The 16,043-nt window shown below is 71.0% G+C and carries 11 protein-coding genes; 3 read left to right on the forward strand and 8 right to left on the reverse strand.

Annotated elements, in window-relative coordinates; translation table 11 throughout:
• The first annotated feature begins 180 nt into the window (after positions 1-180).
• The 3 genes from ABTY98_RS17060 (at position 181) to ABTY98_RS17070 (ending at position 5,724) form a co-directional block, all read left to right on the forward strand.
• Complete coding sequence (locus ABTY98_RS17060) at positions 181-1,638, forward strand: cytochrome P450 (RefSeq protein ID WP_352221711.1); 1,458 nt, start codon at positions 181-183, stop codon at positions 1,636-1,638.
• The gene (locus tag ABTY98_RS17065) at positions 1,622-2,629 is read left to right on the forward strand and encodes a (-)-alpha-amorphene synthase (RefSeq protein ID WP_502994246.1); all 1,008 of its coding nucleotides are present in this window, start codon (positions 1,622-1,624) and stop codon (positions 2,627-2,629) included. Before ABTY98_RS17060 ends, ABTY98_RS17065 begins: the two co-directional genes overlap by 17 nt.
• Before the next feature lie 185 nt (positions 2,630-2,814).
• A complete protein-coding gene (locus ABTY98_RS17070) occupies positions 2,815-5,724 on the forward strand; it encodes an ATP-binding protein (RefSeq protein ID WP_352221713.1) in 2,910 nt (969 codons plus the stop codon).
• A 14-nt stretch (positions 5,725-5,738) separates the two neighbouring features.
• On the opposite strand, the gene ABTY98_RS17075 is transcribed toward ABTY98_RS17070, so the two are convergent.
• The 8 genes from ABTY98_RS17075 to ABTY98_RS17110 form a co-directional block, all read right to left on the reverse strand.
• Positions 5,739-7,292 (reverse strand): acyl-CoA synthetase, encoded by a 1,554-nt coding sequence (locus ABTY98_RS17075; RefSeq protein WP_352221714.1) that lies wholly within the window; start codon positions 7,290-7,292, stop codon positions 5,739-5,741.
• Positions 7,289-8,398 carry an NAD(P)H-dependent flavin oxidoreductase gene (locus ABTY98_RS17080; RefSeq protein WP_352221715.1) on the reverse strand — a complete coding sequence of 370 codons (1,110 nt, stop codon included), beginning with the start codon at positions 8,396-8,398 and terminating at the stop codon, positions 7,289-7,291. Before ABTY98_RS17080 ends, ABTY98_RS17075 begins: the two co-directional genes overlap by 4 nt.
• Positions 8,399-8,574: 176 nt before the next feature.
• Positions 8,575-10,140, reverse strand: a complete 1,566-nt coding sequence (locus ABTY98_RS17085) for a phytoene desaturase family protein (protein ID WP_352221716.1) — start codon at positions 10,138-10,140, stop codon at positions 8,575-8,577.
• A 145-nt stretch (positions 10,141-10,285) separates the two neighbouring features.
• The gene (locus ABTY98_RS17090) at positions 10,286-12,520 is read right to left on the reverse strand and encodes a serine/threonine-protein kinase (protein ID WP_352221717.1); all 2,235 of its coding nucleotides are present in this window, start codon (positions 12,518-12,520) and stop codon (positions 10,286-10,288) included.
• A gap of 119 nt (positions 12,521-12,639) precedes the next feature.
• Entirely contained in the window at positions 12,640-13,485 is an 846-nt protein-coding gene (locus tag ABTY98_RS17095; protein WP_352221718.1) for an oxygenase MpaB family protein, read from the reverse strand.
• 9 nt (positions 13,486-13,494) lie between these two features.
• Positions 13,495-14,673, reverse strand: a complete 1,179-nt coding sequence (locus ABTY98_RS17100; RefSeq protein ID WP_352221719.1) for an acyl-CoA dehydrogenase family protein — start codon at positions 14,671-14,673, stop codon at positions 13,495-13,497.
• 138 nt (positions 14,674-14,811) lie between these two features.
• Positions 14,812-14,970, reverse strand: coding sequence for a hypothetical protein (locus ABTY98_RS17105; RefSeq protein WP_352221720.1), 159 nt, complete (start codon positions 14,968-14,970; stop codon positions 14,812-14,814).
• Positions 14,971-15,173: 203 nt separating this feature from the next.
• Positions 15,174-15,959 (reverse strand): SDR family NAD(P)-dependent oxidoreductase, encoded by a 786-nt coding sequence (locus ABTY98_RS17110; protein WP_352221721.1) that lies wholly within the window; start codon positions 15,957-15,959, stop codon positions 15,174-15,176.
• Positions 15,960-16,043 lie beyond the last annotated feature (84 nt).

Genomic DNA, 16,043 nt, shown 5'->3' on the forward strand with positions numbered 1-16,043 from the left:
GCGCAATGCATCAACAGTCGTTCAGAACATGGGGATTCTGCTTCAGCGTGCTCCCGTGCGCCCCTTTGGAGAAAGGTTTCGGGAAACCGAGAAACGTGAAACCTGGGCAGGACTCGTCTCGGAGGTCAAGTCCGAAGCTCGTTCACTCATTTCACGTGTAGCACCAGGCAGGAGGATTCCATGAACCGTGCTGTGCCTGAACAAAAACGAACGTGGACGACAGGTACTGCTCCCGGCATATTCCCTCTCCTCGGTCACGGTATCGCCTTATACCGTCGGCCGCTTGCGTTTCTGAATTCTTTACCCGCACACGGGGACCTGGTCGAGATACGGCTGGGCCCCCAGCGTGCCTGGATGGTGTGCCACCCGGAGCTGACCCACGAGGTGCTCATGGATCCGCACACCTTCGACAAGGGGGGCCCGCTCTACGACAGGCTCGGGAACCTGATGGGCGACGGTCTCGTCACCTGCCGCCAGCCGACCCACCGGGACAAGCGCAGGCTGCTGCAACCGGCCTTCCGCCCCTCCCACGTCGCCGCCTACACGGACCTAGTCACCGAGGAGGCCGAGTCGGTGTGCGAGGCGTGGCAGGCGGGCGGGACCGTTCCCGTCACCGAGGCGATGATGACCCTCACGACCCGGGTGATCAGCCGGGTCCTGCTCTCCGACTCACTGGACGACACGACGACCGCCGAGGTGCGGGACTGTCTCGCGGACGTCGTCCGTGGCCTGTTCCTGCGCACGGTCGTCCCGGTCGACGCCCTCTTCCGCCTTCCGACCCCCGCAAACCGCCGCTATCGCCGCGCCCTCTCCCGTCTGCACGCGATCATCGACACGGCGATCGCGAAGCGCCGGCTCGGTGCCGACCGTGACGACGTGCTCGGAACGCTGCTGGCGGCCGCGCGTGACGACGGCGGCGCAGCGGCGATCACCGACCAGGAGATCCACGATCACCTGATCACGCTCCTGCTCACCGGCGCCGAGACATCGGCACTGGCTCTGGCCGCGGCCTTCAACCTGCTGGCCCGCCATCCGGAGGCGGAGCGCCGCCTGCACGCCGAACTCGACGCCGTCCTCCCCGACGGCCGCCGGCCCGGCCCCGACGATCTGCCGCACCTCGTCCACACCCGGTGCGTCGTCTCCGAGACGCTGCGCCACTCCTCGCCCGGCTGGCTCTTCACCCGCGTCACAACCCGGGAGACGGAACTCGCCGGGTGCCGGCTGCCCAAGGGAGCCACCGTGCTCTACAGCCCCTACCTCCTGCACCACGATCCGTCGTGGTTCCCCGACCCCGAGCGCTTCGACCCCGACCGCTGGCTGCCGGGGCGGCCGACCGCCGCACAGCGCCGCGCGACGATGCCGTTCTCCGCGGGCAACCGCAAATGCCTCGGCGACGAGTTCGCCATGGTGGAGGTCACCCTGGCGCTCGCGACCATCGCCGGCCGCCGGCGCCTGCGCCATCTGCCCGGCTCCGCCGAACAGACACCGCGCCCCGCGATCACGCTGGGCCCGCGTTCCCTGGTCATGGCCTGCGAAGCCCGTTCCAGCATGCCGTCAGGCGCGGCGCCCCGAGCCGCAGCCGCCCCTCGCGTATCGGACTCCCGAACGGCAGGTGATCACGTTGTCGGCAACACATGAGGACATCACGGTCGGTGTACTGGACGAAACCCCGGCCGCCAACCTCCGGGACCTGATCGACACCCACCTCCACATGCCCTTCCCCTTCCAGCGCAACCCCCATGAAGCCGAGGCCGCGGCCGGCGTCGACGCATGGCTGAGCAGGTGGGGCCTGACCGGCGAACCGAGTGTGGCGGCGATGATCGCTTATACTCGGCCGGCCGAACTCGCGTCCTACAACAGTCCCACCATGGATTCCGCCCTCCTCCAGATCGTGGCTAATCAGATCGCCTATCAGTTCATCTTCGACGACTGTGCCGAGGATGTCGGCCGACGCTCTCCGGGCAGGTTGGTACCCATGCTGTGCGAGAGCATCGCGGTTCTTCGGGACGGCCGACCGGCCGGCACCCCCCTCGGAGCAGCCCTGGCCGACCTCCACCGACAGGTCCGTGAGCGGTGCACACCCGCGCAGGCCGCGCGGTGGGCCTGGAAGAGCCGTGAGTACGTGCACGGCCTGCTGTACGAAGCGGTGGCGCAGGCCCAGCCCTCTCTGGTGCGGGCTGGAGACTGCACCTCGATACGGTCGCTTACCGCGGGCGTCGAACCGTTCTACCCGCTGTGCGAGGCCGCCCAGCCAGACGAACTGTCCCCCGCCGAACTCCACCACCCCGTCGTACAGCGGCTGGGCCGGCTGTCGGCCGACGCGGCGGTGTGGATACCCGACCTGTTCTCCGCGGTGAAGGAACAGCGTACGGGCGGAATGATCAATCTGGCCCTGGCCCACCAGCGCGAACACCGATGCTCTCTGCAGGCCGCCGTCATCCTGGCCATCCAACAGATCAACGGCACGATCGAGGAGTTCCAGAAGCTCTACGCCGAGGTAGAGCCGGAGTTGAGCTCTGCGGGTATCGGCTATGTGGAGGGCATGATCGGCTGGATCCGCGGCTGTTACCACTGGTCCCGTACCGTGCCACGCTACGCCGACGTGGTGTCGGTGCCCGCCGTCTCGTAGGGCACCTGACGCGCCCGGCGACAGCGTCACCGGGACCCCGACCATCCGGACCCTATACCCGGAGATCGGACATTATCTCTCTCGCAGTTCATGATTCACCCTATGGTGCCCAATCCGACCTGCCGTACCTGGTCCGGGCGTACGCTCGGCTCTCCTGGGCCGAACGACAGAAAGCGGTACGGCACATGGCGACGGAGCCTAGGCAGTCGATCACTGACCGAAGGACGTTGATCGAGCGCCAACGGGAGCTTGAGGCCCTCGATGCCGCGTTCCAGGAGCTGCGGGGCACCACGGACGGTGTCCCGCGCGCGAGGCGCAGGGGACTGCTCGCCCTGACAGGGCGGGCCGGACTGGGCAAGACGGCACTCATGACGGAAGCCCGGGCCCAGGCCGCGGCATCCGGGCTCACCGTGCTCTCGGGCAGGGGTGGCGAATCGGAGCAGGGGTCGGCGTTCCGCGTCGTACGCCAGTTGATGCAGCCCTCGCTGGCGAGGATGGACGAAGCGGAACTCCACTCATTCCTGGGAAGTTGGTACGACATCGTCGCCGCCGTGCTCGGCCTCGAAGCGAGGGGCTCTGCCCCGGCACCGGACCCGACCGGGGTCCGCGACGGTCTCGACTGGGTCATGACACGCCTTACGGTGCAGCAGGCACCCGTCGTCCTGCTCCTGGACGATCTGCACTGGGCCGACGCCGAGTCCCTGAGCTGGCTCGCCTCCTTCGCCTCACGGGTCGAAGACCTTCCGCTGCTGATCGTGGTCGCCTACCGGCCCGACGAACTGCCGTCCGAAGCGGGCGAACTCCGCACGCTCGTCGCAGACCACGGGGGCCGCCCCCATGACCTGGCGCTGCTGACCGCCGACGGCGTGGCGCAGATCGTCAGGAGTGAGATCGGGGAGGCGGCCGAGGACCAGTTCTGCAAGGAGTGCTGGTCGGCCACCGGCGGCAGCCCCTTCGAAGCGGTGGAACTCGCCATCGGACTCGCCGAGCGGAAACTGAGGGGCACCGAGGAGGATCTGCCCGCGATGCGTGAACTCGCCGCGACGATCAAGGGCCCGGGACTGATCGCGCGTCTGGAACGACTCGGCACCGCGACCGTCCGCTTCGCACACACCGCGGCCGTACTGGGTTCTCCCTTCGCACCGCAGCTCGCCGCGACCATCGCGGTACTCGGCGAGCAGGCCGCCGCCGAGGCGACCCGGAAACTACGCGCGGCCCGGATCCTGACGGAGGGCCACGGCCCCGAGGGCGAGCTGGAGTTCGTCCATCCGCTGATCGCCACGACGATCTACGGATCCATCGGCACGGACTTCCGTGCGGGTCTGCATGATGCCACCGCGCAGGCGCTCCTGGCCGCCGGATACGGTCCCGCCACCGCCGCCCGCCATCTGCTGGAGGTCCCCTGCGACGGCAGTACCGAGACGGTCGAGTGTCTACGCGAGGCCGCTCGCGAATACCTTCGTGCCGGGGCTACCGAGGCGGCCGGGCGTCTGCTGACCCGCGCGCTGCAGGAGCCGCCCTGCCCCGAGGACCGTGCCGCGATCCTTCACGAACTCGCGTGCGCCACGTTCCTGATCGAACCCACCGCCACAGTGAGGCATCTGCGGCAGGCGCTGGCGGAGCCCCACGTCGACCCCGATCTGCGCGCTTCCGTCGTCTTCCGGCTGGCGCAGGCTCTGGCCCACACCGATCAGATGGCCGAGGCCATGCGGGTGGCCACCGAGGAGGCGAAGCAGGCCCCAAATCCGCGCGTCAAACTGCGGATGCAGGCCGATCAGTTCGTCTGGGGCATGTTCCGTACCGACGACCGCGACTCACCCGCGCGCTCCCGGACGCTGGCGCGGCTGGCCGAGCAGTTGCCGGGCCGCAGTCTTGAGGAGCGCTACATCCTGGGCCTGCGGGCCTGGGACGCCATCATGCGCGGCGAACCGCGGCAGACCGCCCTCGGGTATGCGAACAAGGCCCTGCACGGCGGCATGAGCTGGACCGACGAGAACCGGGGTTTCGAGGTACCCGCCTCGGTCGCGCTGGTCTTCATGTACGGCGACCAGCCTCGACAAGCCGAGGAGTTGTTCGCCAAGGGGATCGCCGAATGCTTGGCCAAGGGGTGGTGCGGCTCCCACCTGGCCCTCGGCCAGACCCTCGCCGGCTACATCCGCTACCGCCGCGGCTGCCTGGCCGAGGCCGAAGACCTTGAACTGCAGGGTTTGCGTATCGCCGACAGGGTCGAAGGGGCCGTGCCTGCCCAGTGGTTCGCCGTCGGCATCCTGATCCAGACCCTGCTCGCCCGTGGTCGCGTCAACGAGGCACGCGCACTCGCCGACAAGCACCACTTCGGTGAGGCGACCCCGAACGCCGTCATCTATCCAGACCCCCGCACCGTCTACGCGGAACTGCTCCTGGCGGAAGGACGGCATGCCGAGGCGGTGCTGCTGCTGTCCTCGGTCGGGGACTGGCTGGACGCTCGGGGCTGGCGCAACCCGGCCTGGTGCCCGTGGCAGCTGCGGCTCGCCTCCGCGCTCGCCCCAACCGCCCCCCAGGAGGCGGTCCATCACGCCCAGGAAGCCGTACGGCGCGCCCGGGAGTTCGGGGCCGCCTCCACCGTCGGTCAGGCCCTGCACACCCTCGCGGAGGTGACCGGTGGGCCCGCGGCCGTCGATCTGTACGCGGAGGCCGTCGACCACCTGGAGCAGTCGCCCGCCGCCTACGAACTCGCCCGCGCCCAGGTCGGCCACGGTGCCGCGCTGTCCCGCAACGGGCGGCTGCAGGAGGCCGCCGAACGGCTCTACCAGGGGCTGGAAGGCGCCGTCCACTGCGGGGCCGAGGCGCTCGCCGCCCGGGCCCGGGGGGAGCTCTCGGTGGCCGGGCTGCGCCCGCTGCCGTTGCGCTATGTGCAGGCGGACACGCTGACCGCCAAGGAACTCCGAACCGCCGAACTGACCGTCCAGGGCCACCCGGTGGCCGTGGTCGCCAAGGAGCTGCGCCTCACCGAGCAGGGCGTTCGGCAGTTGCTGTCCCGCGTCTACCGCAAGATCGGCACCGACGCCGCCGGCCTCGCCGGGTTCCTGGAGGCCCGTCCCCACCATCGCCCCTGAGGGACGGGCCGGGGTCAGACCGGGCGGGTGCGTCCCTCCCAGTACGGGTCGCGCAGCCGCCGCTTGTACAGCTTGCCGTTGGGGTCGCGGGGCATCTCGGTGATGAAGTCGACGGTCTTGGGCCGCTTGTAGCCGGCGAGCTGTTCGGCGCAGTGGGCGAGGAGGTCGGCGGCGAGGTCGGGTCCCGGCGTGTGTCCGGGGGCGGGTTCGACGACGGCCCTGACCTCCTCGCCCCAGTCGTCGTGCGGGATGCCGAAGGCGGCGGCGTCGGCGACGGCGGGGTGGGAGAGGAGTGCGGACTCGATCTCGGCGGGGTAGATGTTGACCCCACCGGAGATGATCATGTCGATCTTGCGATCGCGGAGGAAGAGGTAGCCGTCCTCGTCGAGGTAGCCGAGGTCGCCGACGGTGAAGAAGTCGCCGATGCGGTTCTTCCTCGTCTTGGCCTCGTCCTTGTGGTAGGAGAAGCCGCCGGTGTTCATCTTCATGTAGACGGTGCCGAGTTCACCGGGCGGCAGCCGGTTGCCGTCGTCGTCGAAGACCGCGAGTTCGCTGATGGGCCAGGCCTTGCCGACCGTACCGGGCTTCTTGAGCCAGTCCTCCGCGGTCGCGAAGGCGCCGCCGCCCTCGCTGGCCGCGTAGTACTCCTCCACGCTGGGGCCCCACCAGTCGAGCATCGCCCGTTTGACGTGGTCCGGGCAGGGGGCGGCGCCGTGGATGGCGTGCCGCATGGAGGAGACGTCATAGCGGGCGCGCACCTCCTCGGGGAGGGCGAGCAGGCGGTGGAACTGGGTGGGGACCATATGGGTGTGGGTGCAGTCGTGTGTGTCGATCAGGCGGAGCATCTCCTCGGGGGCCCACTTGTCCATGAGGACCAGGCGGTGGCCTATGTGGAGTGACGCGCCCGCGAACTGCAGTACGGCCGTGTGGTAGAGCGGCGAGCAGACCAGGTGGACGTTGTCGCCGAAGGGCCGGATGCCGAAGATACCGAGAAAGCCGCCGAGGTAGGCCTCCTCGGGGAGCCTGCCGGACAGGGGGCGGCGGATGCCACGGGGGCGGCCGGTCGTACCGGAGGTGTAGTTCATGACCCAGCCGAGCTCGCGGTCCGCGGGCGGCGACTCGGGTTGTCCGTCGAGGAGTTCGGCATACGGCCTGAAGCCCTCGACCTCGCCGACGGCGTACCGGTGGGTGGCCGGGAGACCGGCTTCGTCGGCGGCGTGGCGGGCGGGACCGGCGAAGCGTTCGTGGGCGAGGAGCACCTTGGCGCCGGAGTCGGAGACGATCCAGGCGATCTCCGGGCCGACGAAGTGGTGGTTGACGGGGACGAGGTAGAGGCCGGCCTGGGTGGCGGCCAGGTACGCGGTGAAGAACTCGGGCCCGTTGGGCAGCACGGCCGCGAAGGCGTCACCGCGTTCCAGGCCCGCGGCGCGCAGTCCGTGGACGAGGCGGTTGGCGGCGGCGTGCAGGCGGCCTGCGGTCCATTCCTCGCCGTCGGGTGCGACGAGCACCGTGCGGTCGGGTTCGCGGGTGGCCTGGGCCCAGAATCCGACGGGGGGTGTGCTGGTCACTTGGCGCTCCTTCCGGCGATGCGGTTGATGCGGTCGACGGCCTGCTCGAAGCCGCGGGTGAGGTCGTCGAAGACGGCCTGGACGCTGCGTTCACTGGTCATGCGGCCGACGATCTGACCGACGGGGGTGCCGAGCAGGGGCTCGACCTCGTACTTCTGGATACGGGTGACGGCCTCCGCGACGAGCAGGCCCTGCAGTGGCATGGGGAGAGCACCCGGGCCGTTCGGGTCGTCCCAGGCGTCGGTCCACTCGGTGCGCAGCTGGCGTGCCGGTTTTCCGGTCAGGGCGCGGGAGCGGACCGTGTCGCCGGAGCCGGCGGCGAGCAGCTTGCGCGTCACCGCGGGCGAGGAGAGATCGGCTTCTGTGGTGGTCAGCCACATGGAGCCGAGCCACACACCCTGGGCGCCGAGACTGAGTGCGGCCGCCACCTGCCGTCCGCTGCCGATGCCGCCCGCCGCCAGCACGGGCAGCGGGGCAACGGCGTCGACGACCTCCGGGGTGAGCACCATGGTGGCGATCTCGCCGGTGTGACCGCCGGCCTCGTAGCCCTGCGCCACGACGACGTCGATGCCCGCGTCCCGGTGCTTCACGGCGTGCCGGGCGCTGCCCGCGAGCGCGGCGACCAGGATGTCCTGGTCGTGGGCGCGGTCGATGACGTCGGCGGGCGGGGAGCCGAGGGCGTTGGCGAGCAGCCGGATGGGGTAGCCGAAGGCGACGTCGAGCTGGGTGCGGGCGACCTGCTCCATCCAGCCGGTGATCCGCCACCCCGACGCCTCGCCCTCGGCCAGCTCGGGCACCCCGTACTTGGCGAGGGTCTCCCGCACGAACTGCCGGTGCCCGTCCGGGATCATCGCCTCGACGTCGGCCTCGCTGACGCCTTCCACCTTCTTGGCGGGCATCACCACATCGAGGCCGTACGGCTTCCCCTCCACATGCGCCTCGATCCAGTCGAGGTCGCGTTTGAGGTCGTCGGGGGCGGTGTAGCGGACCGCGCCGAGCACTCCGAAACCGCCGGCCCGGCTGATGGCCGCGGCGACGGCGGGGAACGGCGTGAAGCCGAAGACGGCGTGCTCGACTCCCAGGGTCTTGCTCAGCTCCGTCTGCATGGGCGCAGGATGCCGCAGTCGACCGACCGACGGAAGAGCTTTTCTGATGCGCCGTCAGATTTCTGCTCCGGCAGGTTTCTGCTTCGGCAGGTTTCTGCTCCCGGCAGGTCTTTGCTCCGGCAGGTCTTTGCTTGATCAGATTCTGTGGCGGACACCCGGGCCGGGCGAGCCGCCCGTCACTCCCCCTCCAGCACCGCCATCGCCGCGTTGTGCCCCGGTACCCCGCTCACCCCTCCCCCGCGCACCGCGCCCGCCCCGCACAGCAGGACGTTGGCGTGCCGGGTCTCGACGCCCCAGCGGCCGGTGCCGTCCTGGGCGTAGGGCCAGGAGAGGTCGCGGTGGAAGATGTTGCCGCCGGGGAGTCGGAGGTCGCGTTCGAGGTCCAGGGGGGTCTTCGCCTCGATGCAGGGGCGGCCGTCCGCGTCGAGGGCGAGGCAGTCGACGAGGGGCTCGGCGAGATGGGCGTCGAGCTGGGCGACGGTGGACCTGAGGAGTTCGCCGCGTACGGCGTCGTTGTCGGCGGTGAAGAGCCGGGCGGGGGTGTGCAGGCCGAAGAGGGTGAGCGTCTGGTAGCCGCGTTCGGCCAGGTCACGGCTGAGGATCGTGGGGTCGGTCAGGGAGTGGCAGTAGATCTCCGAGGGCGGGGCGGCGGGGAGCCGGCCGGCCGCCGCCTGGGCGTGGGCGGTGGCCAGCTGCTCGTAGCCCTCGGCGATGTGGAAGGTGCCGGAGAACGCCTCGCGCGGGTCGACGGCGGTGTCCCGCAGCCGGGGCAGCCGCTTCAGCAGCATGTTCACCTTGAGCTGGGCGCCCTCGGCGGGCTCCGGTGCCGGGTCGCCGGTGAGGGCGGCGAGTTCCTGCGGGGCGGCGTTGACCAGGACGTGCCGGGCGGCGACGACCCCCTCGCCGTCGGCGGTGCGGTAGGCGACCTCGGCGGCCCGGCCGTCCGTCTCGATCCGTACCGCCTCGTGCCCGGTGGCGAGCACCGCGCCCGCCGAGCGCGCGGCCGCGGCCAGGGCGTCGGTGAGGGCGCCCATGCCGCCGACCGGCACGTCCCAGGCGCCCGTGCCGCCGCCGATGACGTGGTAGAGGAAGCAGCGGTTCTGCCGCAGCGAGGCGTCATGGGCGTCGGCGAACGTGCCGATCAGCGCGTCCGTGAGGACGATCCCACGGACCAGGTCGTCCGTGAAGTTCTCCTCGATGGCGACCCCGATGGGCTCCTCGAACAGGGCCCGCCAGGCCTCCTTGTCGTCGATCCGGTGGCGCAGTTCCTCGCGCGAGGGCAGCGGCCCGGTGAGAGTGGGGAAGACGCGCTCGGCGACCCGGCCGGTCATGCCGTAGAACCGTTGCCAGGCCTGGTACTCCTTCTTGCCCCCGGTCAGTCTTTCGAACGCCTCGCGGATGCGCCGCTCGCCGCCGCCGACCAGCAGTCCGGTCGGCCGGCCGGCGCGCTCCACGGGGGTGTACGACGAGATGGTGCGGCCGCGGACGCGGAAGTTCAGGCCCAGGTCGCGGACGATCTTCCTGGGCAGCAGGCTGACCAGGTAGGAGTAGCGTGACAGCCGCGCGTCGACACCGGTGAACGGGCGGGTCGAGACGGCGGCGCCACCGGTGCGGCCCAGCCGCTCCAGCACCAGCACGGTGCGGCCGGCCCTGGCCAGATAGGCCGCCGCGACCAGGCCGTTGTGGCCGCCGCCGACGATGATGGCGTCGTAGGTCCTGGATGCTTCGGTGGCAGGGGGCATGGTTCTTCGTAACACATGATGATCTAGCCAAGTAAGAGGCTTGCCGCAGGGCGGCCGTTCGGACGGCGCGGGTTGTGTGTGGCCGGTCGCGCCCACGCGGCGGAGCCGCATTGTCACAGCCCCGCGCTCCTGATGGGGGCGCGTTTCACAGGCGTCCGCCAGATGCCCGCTGTTGGCGTAGTACCGCCACACGGCGGTACAGCTGCACCGCCTCGGCCCCTCGGCCCAGCTGCTCCAGGCAGTGCGCCTCGTCGTTCCGGCTGGCCAGCGTGTCCGGATGGTCCGGGCCGAGGACGCGCTCCCGCGCACTGGCAACGCGCCGATACTCGGTCAGTGCATCCGCCCACCGTCCCAGCCACCCCAGGCTCACCGCGACCTCCCGGCGGCTGACCAGGGTGTCGGGGTGGTCGAGGCCGAGGACCCGCTCGCGGATGGCGCCTACGTCGCGTGACTCGGCGAGGGCCTCCTCCCAGCGGGCGAGGCGGCCCAGGTTGACGCCGAGGCCGTGGCGGGCGCGCAGGGTCTCCGGGTGGGCGGGGCCCTGGACTCGGGTGCGGTCGTCGATCAGCGCGCGGTAGAGGGTGAGCGCGTCGGCGCTGCGGCCGAGGCGGCCGAGGCTGACGCCGACCTCGTAGCGGGCGGCGAGGGTGTCGGGATGGTCGGGGCCGAGGGCTCGGGAGCGTGCCTCGGCGACCTCGCGGTAGGTCCCCAGGGCCTCCTCCCGGCGTCCCAACTGACCCAGTGCGTAGGCGACTTCGTAGCGGGTGACCAGGGTGTCGGGGTGCCGCGGGCCGAGGACGCGAGTGCGGGCGTCGGCCACGTCGTGGGCCATGCGGTACGAGTCCTCCAGCCGGCCCAGCCTGCTGAGGTTGAAGGCGAGGTTGTGGCGGCAGCGCAGGGTGTCGGGATGGTCCGGGCCCATCAGCCGTTGCCGGGCGGCGAGTACGGCCGTGTACACCTGGTGGGCTTCGAAGTGGCGACCCAACTGGCCCAGGACGTAGGCCATTTCCTGGCGGGCGGCGAGGGTGTCGGGGTGGTCGGCGCCGAGCCCGTGCTCTCGGGCGCGGGCGACCTCGGTGTACTCGCGCAGGGCGTCGGCGGCGCGCCCGGTGCGGCTCAGGGTGAAGGCGATCTCGTAGCGGCTGGCGAGGGTGTCCGGGTGGTCGGGGCCGAGGAGGTGGACGCGCTCGGCGGCGACCGCGCGGTGGACCTCGCCGGCCTCGGTCCAGCGCCCGAGCCGCCCGAGACCGAGACCGGCGTTGTGCCGGCCGGCGAGGGCGGTGACGGTCTCCGGATCGGGGGCGGGGACCGCCGGGAGGGGCTGGGCGGCGCCGGTGGCCGGGCGGGCGATCCATTCCCCGGTGAGCCCGGCTCCGGGGTCGGGCGGGGTGCTGCGCAGGCCGGCGCCGGTCGCCTTGTGGCCGGTGGTCATGCCACGGGTCCAGGACGGCAGCCGGTGCTCACGGAGCGCCGGTTCCAAGGGCCGGAGTCGGGGCTGCGCGGTGACGACGGTGGGGACGTACGTGGGTGTCGTACGCCCGGAGGTGATCCGGCGGCCCAACTCCTCGGCGTCGTATGGACGTTGCCCGGGCCGTTTGGCCAGCAGGTCCAGGATGACCTTCTCGAGCCAGCCCGGCAGTTCGGCGCGCCGGCCGCGGGGCGGCGCGGGTGGGGTGTCGCGGTGGCCGACGAGGATCGCCCAGGCGTCGTCCAGGTCGAAGGGCGGTGCCCCGGTGGCGATCTCGTACAGCACGCAGCCCAGGGAGTACAGGTCGCTGCGCTGGTCGACCTCGGCGCCGCCGATCTGTTCCGGTGACATGTAGTGCGGGGTGCCCATGGCGATGCCGGTGCCGGTCAGCCGGGAGGTGAAGCCGATGTCGTGGCCGAGGCGGGCGATGCCGAAGTCGCAGAGCTTCACCGTGCCGTCGGTGAGCCGCATGATGTTGGCGGGTTTCAGGTCCCGGTGCACGATGCCCTGCTGATGGGTGTAGGCAAGGGCGGCGGCGACCTGCTCGGCGATGTCGACGACGTCGCCGACGGGCAGCGGATGGTGCTTGTTGTCCTCCATGAGCTGGCTGAGGTTGCGGCCGTCCAGCAGCTCCATCACGAGGTGGAGGATGCCTTCGTGCTCGCCGAAGTCGTGGACGACGGTCACCCCGCGGTGCGAGAGGGCGGCGGCCACTCTCGCCTCACGGCGGAACCGTTCGCGCAGGACGCGGGTGAACGCCTGGTCGTGGTGCGGGCCCAGCGGTTTGAGGCACTTCACGGCGACCTGCCGGCCGAGGGACTCGTCGCGGGCCCGCCAGACCTCGCCCATCCCGCCCCGTCCGATCAGGTCGAGCAGCCGGTACCGACCCTGGACCAGCCTGGTGTCAGCCATCGCGCGCCGTCGCCCCCCGTCGCTACAGCCCCGCCCTCCCCAGGGGGTCGCCGTCAAGGTGCGGCCGTCGCGAACCGGCCCGTTCCATGACACACCCCCTGGTCGTCCAGTATGGCGGTCTAATACCCGACTTTGTACGGTGCCGGGCGCGCGTGGGGGCCGAGCCTCGCCATGGCGCGCAGGATGTGTTTGGGCGGGAGTTGCCAGCGCAGACGTGCGGGAACACAGCGCAGGAGGGTGCCGGTGGCGCGCAGTCGACGGGTCACGACGGCGGGTTCGGGGGCCGGTCTGCCGTAGAGCTCGTGGGCGTACGGCGGCAGGGAGGCGTACGCCAGGTGGGCCACGCGCCGCCACAGCACCTCGCGCGCCGGTGTCAGGAGCGGGTGCGTAGGAGGGCGGAGCAGGAAGTCGTCCACCGCGCGTGCGTCGGCTCCGACGGCGAGCCGCGGCCGCACCTGCTGGAAGTAGGCGGCCAGCTCCGCCCGGTCGGCCGGTACGGCGGCCGGGTCGAGGCCCACCAGGCGGGCGCTGACCCGGTGCTCGGCGAGGTAGCGGTCGGCCTGGGCGTCGGTGAGGGGGAAGCCGGAGCGGCGCAGGACGTGCAGATACGAGTCGATCTCGGCGCAATGCACCCACAGCAGCAGCTCGGGTTCGTCCACGCCGTACCGCTCGCCGGTGTCCGGGTCGGTCGCGGCCAGCATGCTGTGGATCTTCCGCACCCGGGCCCCGGCCCGCTCGGCGGCCTCCGTCGTGCCGTAGGTCGTCGTGCCGACGAAGTTCGCGGTCCGCATCAGCCGGCCCCAGGCGTCCCGGCGGAAGTCCGAGTTCTCCATCACGCCGCGCACCGCGCGCGGGTGCAGGGCCTGGAGGTAGAGCGCGCGGATGCCGGCGACCCACATCATCGGGTCGCCGTGCAGCTGCCAGGTCACGGAGTCAGGGGTGAACAGTCCGGGGTCGCCGCCCATGACCGCAGGCTAACGCCGTACCCGCGGCATCCCCAGTCCGATCCACGAGATGATCTCCCGCTGGATCTCGTTGTTGCCGCCGCCGAAGGTGAAGATGACCGCCGAGCGGTAGCCGCGTTCCAGGTCGCCGTGGAGGACCGCGCCGGCCGAGCCCTCCTTCAGCGGGCCCGCCGCACCGGCGATCTCCATCAGCCAGGCGTAGGCGTCGCGGCGGGCCTCGGAGCCGTAGACCTTGACGGCGGAGGCGTCCTGCGGTGTGAGGGTGCCCTCCTGGACGGCGGTGACCATCTGCCAGTTCAGCAGCTTCATGGCGTCGAGGCGGGTGTGGGTCCGGGCCAGGCCGCGGCGCACCCAGGGGAGGTCGACGACGCGGCGGCCGTCGGCGAGCTTGGTCTCCATGGCCCAGCGCTGGACGTCGCGCAGGGCGCGGATCGCCATGGTGCCGTGGGCGGCGAGGGTGACCCGTTCGTGGTTGAGCTGGTTGGTGATCAGCCGCCAGCCCTGGTTCTCCTCGCCTACCCGGCGGGATACGGGGACGCGGATGTTCTCGTAGTAGCTGGCGGTGGTGTCGTGCGAGGCGAGTGTGTTGATGACGGTGCAGGAGTAGCCGGGGTCGGAGGTCGGCACCAGGAGCATGGTGATGCCCTTGTGCGGCGGGGCCTCGGGGTCGGTGCGGGTGGCCAGCCAGACCCAGTCGGCGGTGTCGCCGTTGGTGGTCCAGATCTTCTGGCCGTTGACCACGTATTCGTCGCCGTCGCGTACGGCTCGGGTCTTCAGGGCGGCCAGGTCCGTGCCGGCGTCGGGTTCGCTGTAGCCGATGGCGAAGTCGATCTCGCCGGAGAGGATGCGGGGCAGGAAGTACGACTTCTGCTCGTCCGTGCCGTACCGCATGATCGTCGGGCCGACCGTGTTCAGCGCCATCAGCGGGAGCGGTACGCCCGCCTGGGCGGCCTCGTCGAAGAAGATGAACTGTTCCATCGCGGTCAGGCCACGGCCGCCGTACTCCCTCGGCCAGCCCACGCCGAGCCAGCCGTCCGTGCCGAGCCGGCGGACCGTCTCCCGGTAGAAGCGTTTCTGCGCGGCGGGGTCGGCGTAGCGGGCGTAGGCGTTGTCCGGCACCAGGCCGGCGAAGTAGGCGCGCAGTTCGGTGCGCAGCCGCTGCTGCTCGGGCGTGTGGTCGAGGTGCACGGCGCCTCCAGGCTCCCCACGGGCGGTCCTGACGGCGCACACCGTAGAACGTGTTGCAGAAATTGGGAATGGCGGCGCAGGTACGTGAACGGAACCGCGGTTCGGCGGGAGCGGGCGTTCGTGAAGCCGGCCATCTGGTCAGTGGATCGCGCCGGCCCACCCCACGTCCGTGCGCACCTCCTTCGGTGCCGGTGCGAGGATCGACACCGAGACGAACAGTGTCGCGACCATCATCAAGCCGAGCATGTCGTACGCGCCGACGCGGGTGAGCCGGTCCGACGGGGTGGTCCTGGCCATGACCACGTTCCACTGGGCCATCGTCGGTTCAGTTCCACCAGCACCCCGTCGCGAACGAGAACGCGCAGATCAGCCAGAGCGGCAGCAGCAGTGCCATGGCCGGGGTGGGGGCAGCGACCGCGGCTCCGCAGCGCGACGAACCGCATGGGCCACCTGGGGGGTGAGGGCCGGATGCGCCGGCTCTGCTTCTTCGAGCCGTCCGCCTAGAACAGCCCGCCGTCGACCTGCAGCGTGCGGCCTGTCATATAGGCCGCGTCGGCGGAGGCGAGGAAGGCGTATCCGGCGGCGATCTCCGAAGGCTCCGCCAGCCGCCGCAGCGCGACGCCGAGCTCGATCCATTCGGACGGGTCCTGCTTGCCGACCAGATCGGGGTGCAGATAGTTCGAGGAGTTCTCCGCGGCCATGTCCGTGGCGGTGCCGCCCGGAGCGATGGCGTTGACGGTGATGCCCTTCCGTCCGAGTTCCGCGGACAGGTTCAGGACCATCGACTCCACCGCCGCCTTGCTCGCCGCGTACAGCGTGTGCCCGAAGAACGCCCTCGACGCGCTCACCGACGAGGTCAGCACGATCCGGCCGCCCTCGCTCATGTGGGCGACGGCGTGCTGGACCGCGAACAGCTGCCCGCGCGTGTTGACCGCGAAGACATGGTCGAAGTCGGCGGGCGTGATCTTCTCCAGGGCATCGAAGTGCTCGACTCCGGCGCAGGACGCGAGCACGTCCAGCCGGCCGAACTCGGCGACCGCCCGCGCGATCAGTGCTCCGGTCTGCTCCGGGACGGCGACGTCGGCCTGGACGGCGATGGCGTGACCGCCGCCGTCACCCAGCTCGGCGACCAGGGCGTCCGCGGCCTCCTTGTTGCCCCGGTAGCCGATCGCCACCGCCGCGCCCTCCTGGACCAGTCGCCTGGCGACAGCGGCGCCGATGCCACGGCTGCCGCCGGTGACGACCGCCGCCTTGCCTTCAAAACGTGCCTTCTGCGCGGATGACACCACTGCTCTTCTCCAAGGAAACCGGGGGAGTGTCTCTGTGGGCGACGGCTGCGGCGCCCGAACCCAGCGGGAGGCGTGCACCGC

The sequence above is a fragment of the Streptomyces sp. NPDC096040 genome, from assembly GCF_040303265.1.
Classification (GTDB): Bacteria; Actinomycetota; Actinomycetes; order Streptomycetales; family Streptomycetaceae; genus Streptomyces.